This window comes from Streptacidiphilus sp. ASG 303 (genome assembly GCF_020991365.1).
GTDB lineage: Bacteria > Actinomycetota > Actinomycetes > Streptomycetales > Streptomycetaceae > Peterkaempfera.
In genome coordinates, this window is record NZ_JAJLRA010000002.1 from 245514 (window position 1) to 261574 (window position 16061).

11 protein-coding genes are annotated in these 16061 nt (G+C 75.5%); 5 read left to right on the top strand and 6 right to left on the bottom strand.

The window, feature by feature from the left end:
- Positions 1–67 precede the first annotated feature (67 nt).
- Complete coding sequence (locus tag LO771_RS03790; RefSeq protein ID WP_230648141.1) at positions 68–2878, top strand: ATP-dependent RNA helicase; 2811 nt, start codon at positions 68–70, stop codon at positions 2876–2878.
- 131 nt (positions 2879–3009) lie between these two features.
- On the opposite strand, the gene polA is transcribed toward LO771_RS03790, so the two are convergent.
- Positions 3010–5706 carry a DNA polymerase I gene (gene polA, locus LO771_RS03795; RefSeq protein WP_230648342.1) on the bottom strand — a complete coding sequence of 899 codons (2697 nt, stop codon included), beginning with the start codon at positions 5704–5706 and terminating at the stop codon, positions 3010–3012.
- A gap of 244 nt (positions 5707–5950) precedes the next feature.
- On the opposite strand from polA, the gene LO771_RS03800 reads away from it, so the two are divergent.
- Positions 5951–6457, top strand: coding sequence for a PaaI family thioesterase (locus tag LO771_RS03800; protein ID WP_230648142.1), 507 nt, complete (start codon positions 5951–5953; stop codon positions 6455–6457).
- Positions 6458–6522: 65 nt separating this feature from the next.
- Here LO771_RS03800 and LO771_RS03805 read toward each other — a convergent pair whose 3' ends face one another.
- The 5 genes from LO771_RS03805 to LO771_RS03825 all read right to left on the bottom strand — a co-directional run bounded on the left by LO771_RS03805 (position 6523) and on the right by LO771_RS03825 (position 10576).
- Positions 6523–7434: an anti-sigma factor gene (locus tag LO771_RS03805; protein ID WP_230648143.1), complete on the bottom strand. Its 912-nt coding sequence runs from the start codon at positions 7432–7434 to the stop codon at positions 6523–6525.
- Entirely contained in the window at positions 7421–7972 is a 552-nt protein-coding gene (locus LO771_RS03810) for a sigma-70 family RNA polymerase sigma factor (protein ID WP_230648144.1), read from the bottom strand. Before LO771_RS03810 ends, LO771_RS03805 begins: the two co-directional genes overlap by 14 nt.
- A 46-nt stretch (positions 7973–8018) precedes the next feature.
- Positions 8019–8717, bottom strand: a complete 699-nt coding sequence (locus tag LO771_RS03815) for a class F sortase (RefSeq protein ID WP_230648145.1) — start codon at positions 8715–8717, stop codon at positions 8019–8021.
- A gap of 168 nt (positions 8718–8885) precedes the next feature.
- Positions 8886–9716, bottom strand: coding sequence for a DUF4397 domain-containing protein (locus LO771_RS03820; RefSeq protein ID WP_230648146.1), 831 nt, complete (start codon positions 9714–9716; stop codon positions 8886–8888).
- A gap of 254 nt (positions 9717–9970) precedes the next feature.
- On the bottom strand, positions 9971–10576 hold the full coding sequence (locus LO771_RS03825; protein ID WP_230648147.1) for a GNAT family N-acetyltransferase: 606 nt from the start codon (positions 10574–10576) through the stop codon (positions 9971–9973).
- 1195 nt (positions 10577–11771) lie between these two features.
- Here LO771_RS03825 and LO771_RS03830 point away from each other — a divergent pair.
- From LO771_RS03830 to LO771_RS03840, 3 genes are all read left to right on the top strand, one after another.
- Entirely contained in the window at positions 11772–13004 is a 1233-nt protein-coding gene (locus LO771_RS03830) for a branched-chain amino acid ABC transporter substrate-binding protein (RefSeq protein WP_230648148.1), read from the top strand.
- 202 nt (positions 13005–13206) lie between these two features.
- Positions 13207–14139, top strand: a complete 933-nt coding sequence (locus LO771_RS03835; protein WP_230648149.1) for a branched-chain amino acid ABC transporter permease — start codon at positions 13207–13209, stop codon at positions 14137–14139.
- A 5-nt stretch (positions 14140–14144) separates the two neighbouring features.
- Positions 14145–16058, top strand: a complete 1914-nt coding sequence (locus LO771_RS03840; RefSeq protein ID WP_230648150.1) for a branched-chain amino acid ABC transporter permease — start codon at positions 14145–14147, stop codon at positions 16056–16058.
- Positions 16059–16061: the final 3 nt, after the last annotated feature.

The following is a 16061-nucleotide window of genomic DNA, read 5'->3' on the forward strand; positions in this document are numbered from 1 at the left end:
CCCGTCCGCACGGTACCGTCGCGGGCGGGCGGCAGGGCGCGGCCCCGGGTCCGGGAGACTGGTCGCCATGCGCACCGACCCCCTCTGGGCCGACCTGCCCGTCCGGCACGCCGTGCCGGAGCTCCACGCCGCCCTCGACGCCCGGGGCGCGGCGGTGCTCGCCGCCCCGCCCGGCACCGGCAAGACCACCCTGGTACCGCTCGCCCTCGCCGGCCTGGTCCCGGAGCTGCCGGGCGGCCCGACGGGGCCCCGCCGGGTCCTGGTGGCCGAGCCGCGGCGCCTGGCAGTGCGTGCGGCCGCCCGCCGGATGGCGTGGCTGCTGGGCGGGCGGCCCGGCGAGCGGGTGGGCTTCGCGCTGCGCGGCGAGCGGCGGGCCGGGCCGGACACGCTGGTCGAGGTGGTCACCACCGGCGTCCTTCTGCAGCGGCTCCAGCGCGACCCGGAACTGGCCGGGGTCGACGCCGTGCTGCTGGACGAGTGCCACGAGCGGCACCTGGACGCGGACACCGCCCTGGCGTTCCTGCTGGACGTGCGGGCGGCGCTCCGGCCCGAGCTGCGGCTGGTGGCCGCCTCCGCCACCTCCGACACCGCCGCGTGGGCGCGGCTGCTCGGCGGCGACGGCGGCCCGGCGCCGGTCGTGGAGGCGCACGGGACCTCCCACGAGGTGGCGGTGGTGTGGGCACCCCCGCCGCGCCCGGTGCGGCCGCCGCAGGGCACCCGGGTCGACCCGGCGCTGCTGGAGCACGTAGCGGCGACCGCCCGCCGGGCGCTCGCCGAGTGCCCGGGCGACGTCCTCTGCTTCCTGCCCGGGGCGGGGGAGATCGCCCGGGTGGCCGGGCTGCTCGGCGGCGCCGACGACCGGGACGGCACGGGCGGCGCGGACGGTGCGGGCGGCTTCGAGGTGCTGCAGGTCCACGGCCGGGCGCCGCAGGCGGTGCAGGACGCGGTGCTCTCCCCCGGCGGCGGGCGGCGGCGGGTGGTGCTGGCCACCTCGGTCGCCGAGTCCAGCCTGACCGTGCCCGGCGTGCGGGCGGTCGTCGACAGCGGCCTGGCCCGCGAGCCGCGCACCGACCATGCGCGCGGCCTGTCGGCACTGGTGACCGTGCGGGCGTCGCTGGCCGCCGCCCGGCAGCGGGCCGGGCGGGCCGGGCGCGAGGCGCCCGGGACGGTCTACCGGTGCTGGCAGCCCGTCGAGGACGCCCGCACCCCGCCGTGGCCGGCGCCGGAGATCGCCCTGGCCGACCTGTCGTCCTTCGCGCTGCAGGCCGCCTGCTGGGGCGACCCGGACGCGTCCGGACTGGCCCTGCCGGACCCGCCGCCGGCCGGCGCGCTGGCCGCGGCCCGCGAGGTGCTGCGGGCGGTCGGCGCGGTGGGCGCCGACGGCCGGGTCACCGCCCGGGGCCGGGCGATGGCCGCGGTGGGCGTCCACCCGCGGCTGGCCAGGGCGCTGCTGGACGGCGCCGGGCAGGTCGGCGCGCGGCGGGCGGCGGAGGTGGTGGCGCTGCTCTCCGAGGAGCCGCCGCGGGCGCTGGGCGAGGACCTGGCGGCCGTGTGGCGGCAGGCCCGGGCGGGTGGCGGCGACCATCCCGGCTGGGCGGCCCGCTGGCGCGAGGAGGCGCGCCGGCTGCGGCGCGGCCTGGCGGCGGCCGGGGACACGGGAAACGGGGACACGGGGAGCGGCGACACGGGGAGCGGCGACACGGGGAGCGGGGCTGCCGCCCGGGGCGGTGCGGCCGGTACCGGTGCGGGGAGCGGCGCGGCGGACGGGGACGTGTCCGCCGCGGACCGGGGGGTGCCGGACGCGGCGGCGGCCGGGCTGGTCGTGGCGCTGGCGTTCCCCGAGCGGGTGGCCCGCGTGCGCGCCGGCCGGACGGCGGCCGGAGGGGCCGGGGGCGGGGCGGCGGCGGACGGCCGGGCCGGGGACCGGGCGCGCGGCGGGCCGGGCTCTGCCCGGCTCCCCTACCTGATGGCGTCGGGGACCGCCGCCGAGGTCGCGGCCGGCTCCCCGCTGGCGGGCGAACCGTGGCTGGCGGTCGCCGTCGCCGACCGCCCGGCCGGGTCGCCCTCGGCGCGGGTGCTGCGGGCGGCCGCGATCGGCGAGGACACGGCCCGGCGGGCGGCGGCACCGCTGCTGGCGGTGCGGGAGGAGGTGGGCTGGGCGGTGCCGGACGGCGCCCGGCGCGGCGACGTGGCCGCGCGGCGGGTGGAGTCGCTGGGCGCGGTGGAGCTGTCGTCGGTGCCGCTGCGCGACCCGGACCCGGCGGCGGTGCGGGCCGCCCTGCTGGAGGGCCTGGCGCGGGAGGGGGTCCCGGCGCTGCTCGGGTGGGGGGAGTCCGCGCGGGGGCTGCGGGAACGGCTGGCGTTCCTGCACCGGGAGCTGGGCGACCCGTGGCCCGACGTGTCGGACGCGGCGCTGCTGGCGCGCGCGGAGGAGTGGCTGGGGCCGGAGCTGGACCGGGCGCGGCGCCGCGCCGACCTGGAGCGGACGGACACGGCGGAGGCGCTGCGGCGGCTGCTGCCCTGGGCCGGCGGGGAGGCACTGCGCCTCGATCAGCTGGCGCCGGAACGGATCGAGGTGCCCAGCGGGTCGCGGATCCGGGTGGACTACTCCGGGGAGCGGCCGGTGCTGGCGGTGAAGCTGCAGGAGCTCTTCGGATGGGCCGCCGCCCCCGCACTGGCGGGCGGCCGGGTGCCGCTCACCGTGCACCTGCTCTCCCCCGCCGGACGGCCGGCGGCGGTCACCGGCGACCTGGCGTCCTTCTGGCGGGACGGCTACCGAGCGGTCCGCGCCGAGCTGCGCGGCCGCTACCCGCGCCATCCGTGGCCGGAGGACCCGTCCACCGCCGCGCCGACCCGGCGCACCAACCCCCGCCGGTAGGCCGGGCCGGTCCGGTCCAGGGCGGGGCGGACGGGCACCGCAGCGGCACCGCACCGGCACCGGCAGCGGGTGGCCGTGCCCCGGGGGCGGGCGGGCACCCCACGGCGTCCGCCCGCCCCCGGGAGCGCGGCTCAGTGCGCGGCGTCCTCCCAGTTCGGCCCGACGCCGACGGAGACGTCCAGCGGCGCCCGCAGCGGGTAGGCGGCGGCCATCTCGCGGCGCACCACCTCCTCCACGCGCTCCCGCTCGCCCGGGGCCAGCTCCAGCACGATCTCGTCGTGCACCTGGAGCAGCATCCGGGAGCGGAGCTGCTCCTTGGCCAGCCCCTCGTTGACCCGCAGCATGGCGATCTTGACGATGTCCGCGGCCGAGCCCTGGATCGGGGCGTTGAGCGCCATCCGCTCGGCCATCTCCCGGCGCTGCCGGTTGTCGCTGGTGAGGTCGGGCAGGTACCGGCGGCGGCCGAGCACGGTCTCGGTGTACCCGGTGACGCGGGCCTCCTCGACGACGCGGCGCAGGTAGTCCCGCACGCCGCCGAACCGCTCGAAGTAGTTCTCCATCAGCCGCCGGGCCTCGGCGGCGTCGATGCCGAGCTGCTGGGAGAGGCCGAACGCGGAGAGGCCGTAGGCCAGTCCGTAGGACATCGCCTTGATCTTGCGGCGCATCTCGGCGTCGACGGCGTCCTTGTCCACCTCGAAGACCTGGGAGGCGACGGTGGTGTGCAGGTCCTCGCCGGAGGTGAACGCCTCGATCAGCGCCTCGTCCTCCGACAGGTGGGCCATGATCCGCAGCTCGATCTGGGAGTAGTCCGCCGTCATGAGCGAGTCGTAGCCCTCGCCGACGACGAAGGCGCGGCGGATGGAGCGTCCCTCCTCGGTGCGCACCGGGATGTTCTGCAGGTTGGGGTCCTGCGAGGAGAGGCGGCCGGTGGCGGCGACCATCTGGTTGAAGGTGGTGTGGATCCGCCCGTCGTCCGCGACGGTCTTCACCAGGCCCTCGACGGTGGTGCGCAGCTTGGCCTGGTCGCGGTGGCGCAGCAGCACCACCGGCAGCGGGTGGTCGGTCTGCGCCGCGAGCCACAGCAGGGCGTCGGCGTCGGTGGTGTACCCGGTCTTGATCTTCTTGGTCCTCGGCAGCGCCAGCTCGCCGAAGAGGATCTCCTGGAGCTGCTTGGGCGATCCCAGGTTGAAGGGGTGTCCGACGGAGGCGTGGGCCTCCTCCACGGCCTGCTGCACGGCAGCGGCGAACCGCTCCTCCAGCGAGGAGAGCCAGGCCCGGTCGGCGGCGATGCCGGTGCGCTCCATGCGGGCCAGCAGGGCGGACAGCGGCAGCTCCACGTCGCGCATCAGCTCGACCGCGCCGTCCTTGGCCAGGCGCGCCTCGAAGACCTCGGCGAGGTCCAGCACCGTGCGGGCCTGCACCATGAGCGCCTGCGCGGCGGCCTCCGCGTCGTCCTCGCCGTCCCCGGAGGTGTCGAAGGACAGCTGGCCGCTCTCGGTCTCGGCCGCCGGCTGCAGGGAGCGGCCGAGGTACTCCTCGGCGAGCCCCTCCAGGGCGAAGGAGCGGCGGCCCGGCTTCTCCAGGTAGGCGGCGAGCGCCGAGTCGGCGGTGACGCCCGCGACCTCCCAGCCGTGCTCGGCGCAGGCCCGCATGACGTGCTTGGCGATGTGCAGGGCCTTGGGCCGCGAGGCGTCCGCGAGCCAGGACGCGAACGCCCGCTCGTCCTCCTCCGCGAGCTGCGCCGGGTCGAACCAGCCCGCCGGCCCGTCGGCGGTGGCCAGCGCGACCTCCCGCACCCGGCCGGCGCCCAGCGCCCACTCGTGCACGGTCGCCATGCCGACGCGGTCCCCGCCGGCGGCGTGCTCGGCGATCCAGGACGCGACCGCGCCGGGTGCGGCGAGCACCGCGCCGTCCACGTCGACGCCCGGGCCGGCCGCGGCCTCGGCCTCCTCGGCGCCGGCGGCGGGGTCGACGGCGAGGAGCCGCTCGCGGAAGTTGGGGTTGCGGAACTCCAGCGTCTCCAGGAGCACCCCCACCGCGTCCCGGTCGTAGGGGGCGCGCTCCAGGTCGGCGACGCCCAGCGGCAGCTCCACGTCGCGGACCAGCTCGGTCAGCTCGCGGTTGCGCCGCACCGACTCCAGGTGCTCGCGCAGCTTCTCGCCGATCTTGCCCTTGACCTCGTCGACCCGGTCGACCAGCGCCTCGAACGAGCCGAACTGGTTGATCCACTTGGCGGCGGTCTTCTCCCCGACGCCGGGGATGCCGGGCAGGTTGTCCGACGGGTCGCCGCGCAGCGCCGCGAGGTCCGGGTACTGCACGGGCGTGACGCCGTACTTCTCCGCGACCTTCTCCGGGGTGTAGCGGGTCAGCTCGGAGACGCCCTTGGTCGGGTACAGCACCGTCACGCGGTCCGAGACCAGCTGCAGCGCGTCCCGGTCGCCGGTGACGATCAGCACGTCGAAGTCCTCGGCGGACGCCGCCGTGGCCAGGGTCGCGATGACGTCGTCGGCCTCGAAGCCCTCCAGCGCCATCCGGGGCAGCCGCATCGCGTCCAGCAGCTCGCCGATCAGGCCCACCTGGCTGCGGAACTCGTCGGGGGCGGACGAGCGGTTCGCCTTGTACTCGGGGAACCGCTCGGAGCGGAAGGTCTGCCGCGACACGTCGAACGCCACCGCCGCGTGCGTCGGAGCCTCGTCGCGCAGCGTGTTGGCCAGCATCGACGCGAAGCCGTACACCGCGTTGGTGGACTGGCCCGTGGTGGTGGTGAAGTTCTCCACCGGCAGCGCGTAGAACGCCCGGTAGGCCAGCGAATGTCCGTCCAGGAGCATCAGGCGGGGACGCCCGCCCCGGCCGCCCGCCCCGCTGTGCGCCGTGCTCTGACCCGCCACGTGTCCCGTCCGTCCTGCCGACTGCCCTGACACCCGAATCCTAGGGGGCGCCACCGACAACGGACGCGGAGCGGCGGGGCGGCGGGCCCGTCCGGGGCCCCTCCCGGCCGCCCCCCGCGCCGGAAGTACGATCACCAGCAGCCAGCCCCGGCCCACCGGGACGACGACGTCTGCAGGGAGCACCATGGCCGAGTCCGCCGCCACAGCCGCCGCCACGGGTACGTCCGCCGGGCCGGACGGCCCGGAGAACGCGCCCCACCTCGACATCCCCCAGGACGTGATCGACCACTTCGCCCGCCTCGGCGTCGACCCGGCCACGTTCTCCGGGGGCGACCTCGGCCGCCGCATGGGCATCCGCGTCGTGGAGGCCTCCCCCGAGCGGGTCGTCGGCACCATGCCGGTGGACGGCAACCGCCAGCCCTACGGGCTGCTGCACGGCGGCGCCTCGGCCGCGCTCGCCGAGACCCTCGGCTCCGTCGGCGCCATGCTGCACGCCGGGCCCGGCCGCTACGCCGTCGGCGTCGACCTCAACGCCACCCACCACCGCTCGGCGACCTCCGGCATCGTCACCGGCGTCGCCACCGCCGTGTACCGCGGCCGCACCGCCGCCACCTACGAGATCGCCGTCACCGACGACCAGGGCCGGCGCATCACCAGCTGCCGCCTGACCTGCATGCTGCGCGACACCTGAGCCGCCGGGAACGCGTGCGGCCCGCGCCCCCCGGGGGGCGCGGGCCGGCCGGCACGCGGCGGGGCTCAGCTCGACAGCGGGCCCCGCACGACGCTGTCGCCCGAGTGCGCCGGGCTGCCGTTGTACGGCTGCACCGAGACATCGACCACGGAGTACTCGTGCAGGTCGACGTTGTCCGGCACGGTCAGCCGCGCCGAGCCGTCCGGCCCGAGGGTCCCGATCGCGATGAGCTTGCGGTGCGACGGGTCCATCAGCCACACCTCGAAGTACCCGGACGTGGCGGGCAGCCCCTTGACGCTGACCTCCAGCGAGCGGGACCCCGCCGGCACCCGGTCCAGCTGGGCCGTGCCGTCGGCGCGGGCGACCGCGACCGGCTGCAGGGACGCCTTCGCGGTGACCTGCGTGCCGGGCGTCTCCCCGCCCGTGGCGGCCAGGGTCGCGCCGACGCCGGCCACCGCACCCAGCAGGGCCGCGCAGGCCGCCAGCGCCCAGCGGGGCATCCGGCGCCGGCGGCGCACGCCCAGGGGCGCCGCACCGTGCGGCATAACGCCGTGCGGCGTCACGCCGTTCGGCACCGCGCCGCCGGGACCGGCGGGCGGCGCACCGTTCCGCAGGTGCTCCGGGGACCTCGCCGCCGACCCGTTCACCGGCCCCGGCCGGACCGGCGCCGGGTCCGGGAGGGCGGGCGCGGCCGCGCCGTCGGAGCCGACCGGCCCCGTCGGGCGCGCGGGCGGCGGCGGGGTGCCGGCCCCGCTGTCCTGCAGGCGCAGCTCGCCGGCGATCGCCGCCCACACCCGGTCGGGCGGTGCGGCCGGCAGGTCCTCGTCGGTCGCGGTGCGGGCCGCCCCCACGACGCGGGTCAGGGACTCCAGTTCCTCGCTGCAGAGCGGGCAGTGCGCGAGATGGTCGGCATCCGGGGCGGGAGCCGGCTCGCCCAGGGCGACCAGGGCGAGAACGTCAGCGTCACAGTGCTCCACCGTCCACCTCCAATCTGCGTCGCAGCCGCTGCAGCCCCCTGCGGATGTGGCTCTTGACCGTCCCCAGCGGAAGGCCCGTGCGCTGGGCTATCTGAGCCTGGGTGAGGTCATCGTAGAAGGCCATCCGCAGGAGCTGCTGCTGCGGTTCGGGGAGCGTCGTCAGCTCGTCGGCCACCAGGACGCGGTCGACCGCCGCCTCCGGCGACACGGGGCCGGGCGCGTGCGCCGCGGCCTCGGTCGCGGAGGCGACGCTGCGGTCGCGGCGGGACCGGGCGGCCAGGGCGTCGGCGATCTTGTGGCGGGTGATGCCCACCAGCCAGCCCGCGAGCGTCCCCGACGCGGCACTGTAGGTGCCGCGGCCGCGCCAGGCGCTCACGAACACGGTCTGGGTCACGTCCTCCGCCTCGGCGGGGTCGCCCAGGGAGCGCACGGCCAGCGTGTGGACCAGCGGCCCCCACCGGCGGTACGCCTCCACGAGCGCGGAATCCTCGCCGCGGGCGAAGCCCGCCGCGATCTCCTCGTCGGTGAGTGTGGGCACGCCCGCCACACTAGCGCTCAGTACGCCTGTTGCGCCCCAGGTCATCTCAGACTCCCGTGCGGACCGCGGTGACGACCAGGTTGCGCAGGTAGCCGCCGCGCGCCGGGTCGAAGGGTGCCGTGCAGGTGATCAGGGTCAGCACCGGGGGGCCGTCCCGGCGGAACAGCCGTGCCAGCGGCACCGCGGCCTTGTCGTAGCTGCGGCGGGACACCACCCGGTAGGCCAGGGTCCGGCGGTCGGCGAGCGCCACCGTGACGCGGTCGCCCTCCCGCACCGACCCGAGCGCCGCGAGGACGCCGAGGCCCTGGGTACGGGAGTCGACGTGCCCGACGACCACCGCCGAACCGGCCGCCGCACCGGGCGCCGCACCGAACCGGTACCAGCCGACGTGCTCCGCGTTCCCGGGCACGGCGACCTGCCCGTCCCGGCCGACGCCGACCGCCTCCACCGGGGCGCGCACGCCCAGCCGCGGGATGGCCAGCACCAGCGGGCGCGGCGGGTCGGCGGCGGGCGGCGGGGCCTCGGAGACCCGCACCGGGAACCGCCCGGCCGGCGCCGCGGGCGCGGCCGGCGAGGCAGGCGCCGTGCGCTGCGGCGGGGCGGGGCGCCCGGCCGCGGCCGGGGCAGGGCCGAAGTCCGCCGGAGCGCCGGGCCGGTCCAGCGCGATCACCGCCGCGACCGCCGCGACCACGGCCAGGCACACCGCCAGGACGGCCAGGTGGAGCCGTCTGCGCCGGTCACGCACCGCACCCTCCTCCCGTTGCCGTGCACCTCGGACCTCCCGAGCGGACCGGTCCCGCCGGGCGCACCGGGGCGGACCGCCCCCGGCGCCCGGCGGCGTCCGGCCGCCGGGCCCGCCGGGGCGTCACCCCGGAGGGCCCGGCCGCCACCGGCCGCACCGCCACCGCCACCGTCACCGGCGGCCGGCGGCCAGCCGGCGCCCGGCCAGGAGCGCACCCGCCGCCGCCACGCCGCCCACCGCGTACAGCCACACCGGCTGCCCGCCGCTGTCCACCAGGCCCGCCTGGCCCGCGTTGACACCGCCGGGCGCGGAGTCCATGCCGGTGAGCGTCTGGACCTTCAGCGCCAGGTTCTTGTCCGCGGCGCTGCCCCAGGCGTAGACGACCGTGTTGCTGCCCTCGGCCAGCTTCAGCGAGGCCGGGCCGATCGCGACCTTGTCCGTGCCCGCGAGGACGACGTCCGCGTTCACCGTGCCGGCGTCGACGACGGCCGAGGCCTGCTTGGGGTTCTCCAGGTCCTTGAAGACGGGCGTGCCGCCGGCGCGGACGTCGACGGCGGGCGCCGCCGCGACGTGGCGCACGGTCAGCCGCGCCTTGCCCGCCGGCACCTTCGAGACGTCGTTGACGAACGCGTCCAGGGCCGGCTTGCCGTCGGCCGTCAGGTGGGCGGCGAGGGTGGCGTTCGCCCCGGCGGGCACGTCGACCTTCTTCTCGATCGCCGGGGTGCCCTTGGGCGACGACCCGGCCTTGAAGATCGTGATGTCGTAGCTGCCGGCGGGCAGCGGCATCGGGCTGGTCAGCGTGCCCGGCTTGAAGTCCGGGATCAGCTCCTTGCCGTTGGCGTACACGTCGACGATGAGGCCGGGCACCCCGTGGAAGACGGAGACCATGGCCGTGCCGGAGGAGTCCGCGGCCGGGGCGGCGCCCGCCGGGGCGGCCACGGCGATTCCGAGGCCCGCGGCGGTCGCAGCGGTGATGCCGGCCGCAATGAGTCGCTGGTTCATCGTCCTGACGTCCCTTCGCTCGTGCTCCCGGGCGGGAGTCCGTGACCAGTGCTTCCGCCACGGCCCGTATCCGGATGCACCGGAGGCGCGAGGTTTTTTTCGGGAGGTTCTCCAGGACGTTTCTGCGGGGCGTTCCTCCGGGGCGTCCCTCCGGGACCGCTGCGCAGGACGCGCCGCAGGGCTGTCCTCCCGGGATCCCGGGAGTCCGGGGATCCGGGGATCCGGGGGTCACGGGACGCCGCGGGCCCGCCCGCTCAGGACAGCGCCCGCTCCGCACCCTCCGTCAGCGGCGCCGGGCGCCTCAGCTGCAGCACCCGGCGCGCCGCCTCCCGGCCGCGCGCCGGCGTCCGCGCCCCGGCGGCGTCCCCCAGCAGCCTGCGCCGCAGCGCCGCCACCGGCACGGCGCGGCGCACCACGACCGGGGCGAAGCCCCAGCGGGCGAAGAACCGGTTGGCGTCCCGCAGGCCCGGGTGCACGTTCACCGCCACCTGGGAGACCCCCGCCTCCTCCGCGTACGAGGCCGCGGCGGCCAGCAGCGCCCGCCCCACCCCGCCGCGCCGGAAGCCGTCGCGCACGTGCAGGTAGTCGACGTGCGCCGCCCGCACCCCGTGCAGCGGCGACAGCGGACGGAGCGTCAGATAGGCCATCCCCGCGGCGGCGCCGTCCACCGACGCCACCAGGAACCGGGCGTCGGGCGAACCCGCCGCCCGCTCCAGCACCTCGGCCAGGTCCTCCGCCGACGGGCCGGGCAGGCCCCGCGACCAGCGGCCCAGCAGCCCGTGCACCAGCGCCCAGCCCTCGGCCAGCTCCGGCAGGTCCGCCGGGCGGGCCTCGCGCACCGAGATCACCGTCCGCGCCACGGCGCACGCACCTCCCACCACCGCGCGGGCACGACGACGTGCCCGGACACCGCGCCTCGACCGGCGCGGCCCCGCCCGGCGGCGGCACCGCCCCGGACCAGGTGGAGCGGAGCGTACGGCACCCGGCCGACGCCGGTACAGCCCCGTCCGCGCCGGCGGCCCCCGGGCCCTCTCCCGGCGGACGGCGGGACCGTTTCACCGTCGGCCGGTCCGGGCATGCCCCAGCCACGGGAGGGGCATGGCGGTGGACGGACGGCAGGCGGCGGGGCAAGCCGGAGCAGTCGGGCCGGTGGAAGCGGCGGACGGTTCCACAAAGGCCGCGGCCCCGACCCAACACACGGGCAAACCCGTAGGGCGCCAGGGTTGGTCCAGGCTGCCTCCCGCGTCCCGCGCCGCCGTGGCGGTGTCGGTCTGCGCCGTGGCCGCGGTCGCCGCCGCAACGCTCCTGGCCCCCAGCCGGCGCGCACCGGAGTCTCCTGCGCCACCGCCTTGGCCCGCCCAGGCGGCCGCCGTCTCCTACCTGGGCCCCGGGGGCGCGGACCGCGGCGCGTCGCGGACCTTCACGGCGCGGATCCGGATCGCGGTCGAGATGGGCCCGCCGGTCACCGTGAGGAGCTTCTCCGAGGAGTACGCAGGCATGACGCTAGGCACCGCGCCAGACGCCCCGCTGACGGTGCGGCAGGGAGCATCCGTCCCGGTGGAACTCCGCCTGCGGGTCACCGACTGCGGGAAGGCGCCCCGAGGACTCGCAATGCCTTTCATCAATGTAACGCTCCGTAACGCGCGCGCAATACAGACGCAGAGTGAAATTCTGGGCGACCGGTATGCGCGCGACCTTTCGGCGGCGCTGGCGCGGATGTGCGGGTCGTCCGCAGACCGGAACGACGGGACTCCGTGAGCGGAACGACGCTCCTGTCCGCTATCCGGACACCTTTGCCCCGACCTGCGGATATCCCCGGAGGCCCGTTCCACTCCCCGGATAAGGTCCCGCGGACGCGTCCACAGTGCGGAGACACACGGCACGGGCACTCGGTGGTCATAACAAGACAATCACAGCCTGTGTCCACCCCTGCCCGTCGCCTGCGGGGCCCTCTAGAGTCACGGCCAGTCACCGCGCCAACGGCTGTCCGCCTCGGACCGGCGCGCGACACGGCACCTCGCCTGGAGGAGCCGCCAGAAGAGGAAAGGACTGAACGTGCGTCATCGTTCCCTGCTGGTGCTGAGCGCCACCGTCGCGACCGGAGCCCTCACCCTCAGCGCCTGCGGCTCCCGCGGCTCGGACAACAAGTCCGACGGAGACTCCTCCGGCACCGTCGTCACCATCGGCGTCGACGCCCCCATCAGCGGTGACCTCTCCGCCCTCGGCCTCGGCATCAAGAACTCCGTCGACCTCGCCGTCAAGCAGGCCAACGCCCAGAAGATCGTCCCCGGCGTCACCTTCAAGATCAAGGCGCTGGACGACCAGGCCCAGCCCTCCTCCGGCCAGCAGAACGCCACCCAGCTCGTTGCCGACAAGAGCGTCCTCGGCGTCGTCGGCCCCCTCAACTCCGGCGTGGCCCAGTCGATGCAGAAGGTCTTCGACGACGCCCACCTGGTGGAGGTCTCTCCGGCCAACACCAACCCCACCCTCACTCAGGGTGAGAACTTCGCCTCCGGCCAGAAGGTCCGCCCCTTCAAGTCGTACTTCCGCACCGCCACCACGGACGCCATCCAGGGCCCCTTCGGCGCCCAGTACGCCTATAACGACGCCAAGAAGACCAAGGTCTTCCTCGTCGACGACAAGCAGACCTACGGCGTCGGCCTGGTAGCCGCCTTCAAGGGCGAGTTCACCAAGCTCGGCGGCAAGGTCGTGGGCGAAGACCACGTCAACACCAAGCAGAAGGACTTCTCCTCGGTCGTTACGAAGATCAAGTCCTCCGGCGCCGACATCGTCTACTACGGCGGCCAGTACCCCGAGGCCGGCCCGCTCAGCGGCCAGCTCAAGAAGGCCGGTGCCAAGATCCCCGTCATGGGCGGCGACGGCATGAAGGACGACAAGTACATCCAGCTCGCCAACGGCCTCGCCGACGGCGACCTCACCACCTCCGTGGGCGCCCCGGTGGAGACCCTCGACTCCGCCAAGAAGTTCGTCACCGACTACAAGGCCGCCGGCTACAGCGACCCGTACGCCGCCTACGGCGGCTACTCCTACGACTCCGCCATGGCCATCGTCCAGGCCGTCAAGGCCGTCGTCGCCGACAACAACGGCAAGCTGCCCGACGACGCCCGCGCCAAGGTCGTCGACGCCATGGGCAAGGTCTCCTTCGACGGGGTCACTGGCAAGGTCTCCTTCGACGAGTACGGCGACGCCACCAACAAGCAGCTCACCGTCTACGTCGTCAAGGGCAGCAGCTGGGCCGTCGCCAAGACCGGCACCTTCGCCGGCTGACCCGCCCCGCCCCACCACGCGCGCGGGGGGGCGGGTAACCCCCCCCCCGCCCCCCCCCCCCCCCCCCCCCCCCCCCCCCCCCCCCCCCCCCCCCGGGGGGGGGGGGGCCCCCCCCCCCCCCCCCCCCCCCGCCGCCGCATCTCCCCCCCCCCCCCGACCGCCCCCCACCCGGCACACCCGGAAGCGACTCGGAGGCTCTGCGGTGCACGAACTGCCGCAACAGCTGGCCAACGGCCTGATCCTCGGCTCGATGTACGGGCTGATCGCCATCGGCTACACGATGGTCTACGGCATCGTCCAGCTCATTAACTTCGCCCACGGCGAGATCTTCATGACCGGCGGCTTCGGCGCCCTCACCACCTGGCTCGCCCTGCCAGACGGCACCTCGATCTGGCTCGCCCTCCCCCTCATGCTCGTCGGAGGCGTCCTCACCGCCGTCCTCATCGCCATGGCGGCCGAACGGTTCGCCTACCGGCCCCTGCGCGGCGCCCCGCGCCTCGCCCCCCTCATCACCGCCATCGGCCTCTCCATCGCCCTCCAGCAGGCCGTGTGGTCCTGGTACCCCAACGCCAAGGACGCCCGCACCTTCCCCCAGATCCCCGGCGGGCCCATCAGCCTCACCTCCTCGCTCTCCATACAGCGCGCCGACCTCTTCCTCCTCGTCGCCGCCCCCCTGAGCATGGTCGTCCTCGGCACCTTCGTCCGGAAGACCCGCACCGGCCGCGCCATGCAGGCCACCGCACAGGACCCCGACACCGCCAAGCTCATGGGCATCAACACCGACCGCATCATCGTCGTCGCCTTCGCCCTCGGCGCCGCCTTCGCCGCCGTCGCCGCCGTCGCCCACGGCCTGCGCTACGGCCAGGTCGACTACCAAATGGGCTTCATCGCCGGCCTCAAGGCCTTCACCGCCGCCGTCCTCGGCGGCATCGGCAACATCTACGGCGCCATGCTCGGCGGCCTCGTCCTCGGCGTCGCCGAAGCCCTCGCCACCGCCTACATCAGCGACGTCCCCGGCATGCACCAGCTCGGCGGCGGCTCCTGGGCCGATGTCTGGGCCTTCGTCCTCCTCATCGTCGTCCTACTCGTCCGGCCCCAGGGGCTGCTCGGCGAGCGCGTCGCGGATCGAGCGTGAAAACGATGACCACCACCCACCCCGGCGCCACCGAGCGCACCCCCGTCGTCCCGCTCCCCGCAGGCGCCGCCCGCGCGGCAACCGCCGTCGGAGCCCTCGCCACCGCGGCCTCCACGCTCCTCGCCTGGACCTGGACCCCCGAGTTCCCCGGCAACCTCACCATCAGCGGCTACCCCGGCGGCCTCCAGGTCCTCACCCTGACCGCCTCCCTGCTCACCCTGCTGATGACCGCCGCCTCCTACCACCTCCCCGGGCTGCGCTGGCTGCTACCCACCGGCTCCGACAACGCCGTCGCTCTCCTCGCCGCTGGCACCTTCGCCACCACCTGGTACACCCTCGTCGCGATCAGCGCCGAGCTCGGCGGCATCGTCAACCTCGAACCCGGCGGCTACGCCGCCGGCGCGGCCTCCCTGCTCACCCTCCTCGCCGCTCTCGGCCTCCCGCTCGACCGGCGCACCAGGGAAAGCCTGCGCGTCAAGGTGGTGCCGCCGTCACGGGACGGCGGAAGCGGTCATGCGGCGGCCCTGCCCTCCAGGCTGACCTACCCGGGCCGGCTGGCCGCCTTCCTCGCCGCCAGGGCATACCTCGCCGTCAGCCCGCGGCTCTCCTTCACCAAGCGCCCCCTCAAGGCGCCCGCGCACCTCCCCGCTTGGGGTGAGATCCTCGTCGTCATCGCCGCCTACGCCGCGGCACTCGGCATCTTCACCTACGGCATCGACACCTCCTACGCCGAACTCTTCGCTGGCTTCCTCCTGACCGCCGTCTTCGGGGTCATCGCGCTCGCCCAGGCAGGCGTCCTCGCCCGGCTCTCCGCGATCACCGCTCACCAGCGGCCCATCGCCGTCGCAGCGGCCTTCGCGGCAGCCGCGGCCTTCCCCTTCACCCAGAGCGACGACCAGTACGCCACCATCGGCGTCAACATCCTCGTCTTCGCCACCGTCGCCCTCGGCCTCAACGTCGTCGTCGGCCTCGCTGGCCTGCTGGACCTCGGCTACGTCGCCTTCCTCGGCGTCGGCGCCTATGCCGCAGCCCTGGTCTCCGGCTCCCCCTCCTCCCGCTTCAGCAGCATCCACTTCCCTTTCTGGGCAGCCGTCCTCACCGGCGCCGCCGCCGCCATGGTCTTCGGCGTGCTCATCGGCGCACCCACCCTCCGGCTGCGCGGCGACTACCTCGCCATCGTCACCCTTGGCTTCGGAGAGATCTTCCGCATCGCCGTCCTCAACATGGACGGCAGCTCCGGCCCCCAGCTCACCGGCGGTCCCAACGGCATCCACGACATCCCCGACCTGAAGATCCTCGGGTTCGACTTCGGACAGCCCCACCAGCTCGGCGGCCTCAGCCTCGGTCGGTTCGCCAACTACTACCTGCTGATGTTGCTCTTTACCGTCTTCGTGGTCACCGTCTTCAGCCGCGCCAGCAACTCCCGCATCGGCCGGGCCTGGATCGCCATCCGCGAGGACGAGACCGCCGCCCTCGCCATGGGCATCAACGGCTTCCGCCTCAAGCTCCTCGCCTTCGCGCTCGGCGCCGGGCTAGCCGGCCTCGCCGGCACCGTGCAGGCCCACGTCACCTTCACCGTCGTCCCCGAGCAGTACCAGTTCGCCGGCCCCGTGCCCCCCAACTCCGCCTTCCTGCTCGCCGCCGTCGTCCTCGGCGGCATGGGCACCATCAGCGGACCCCTTATCGGCGCAAGCCTCCTCTACCTCATCCCCGCCAAGTTCCAGTTCCTGCAGAACTACCAGCTCCTCGGCTTCGGCGTCGCCCTCGTCCTCCTCATGCGCTTCCGCCCCGAAGGCCTCATCCCCAACCGTCGCCAGCAGCTCGAGTACCACGACGACACCCTTCCCGGCGACACTGGCGGACCCACCGCCGCCACACCCGAGAAGGACGTCGTCGGCCTCACCCAGGCAGGGGCGTGACCA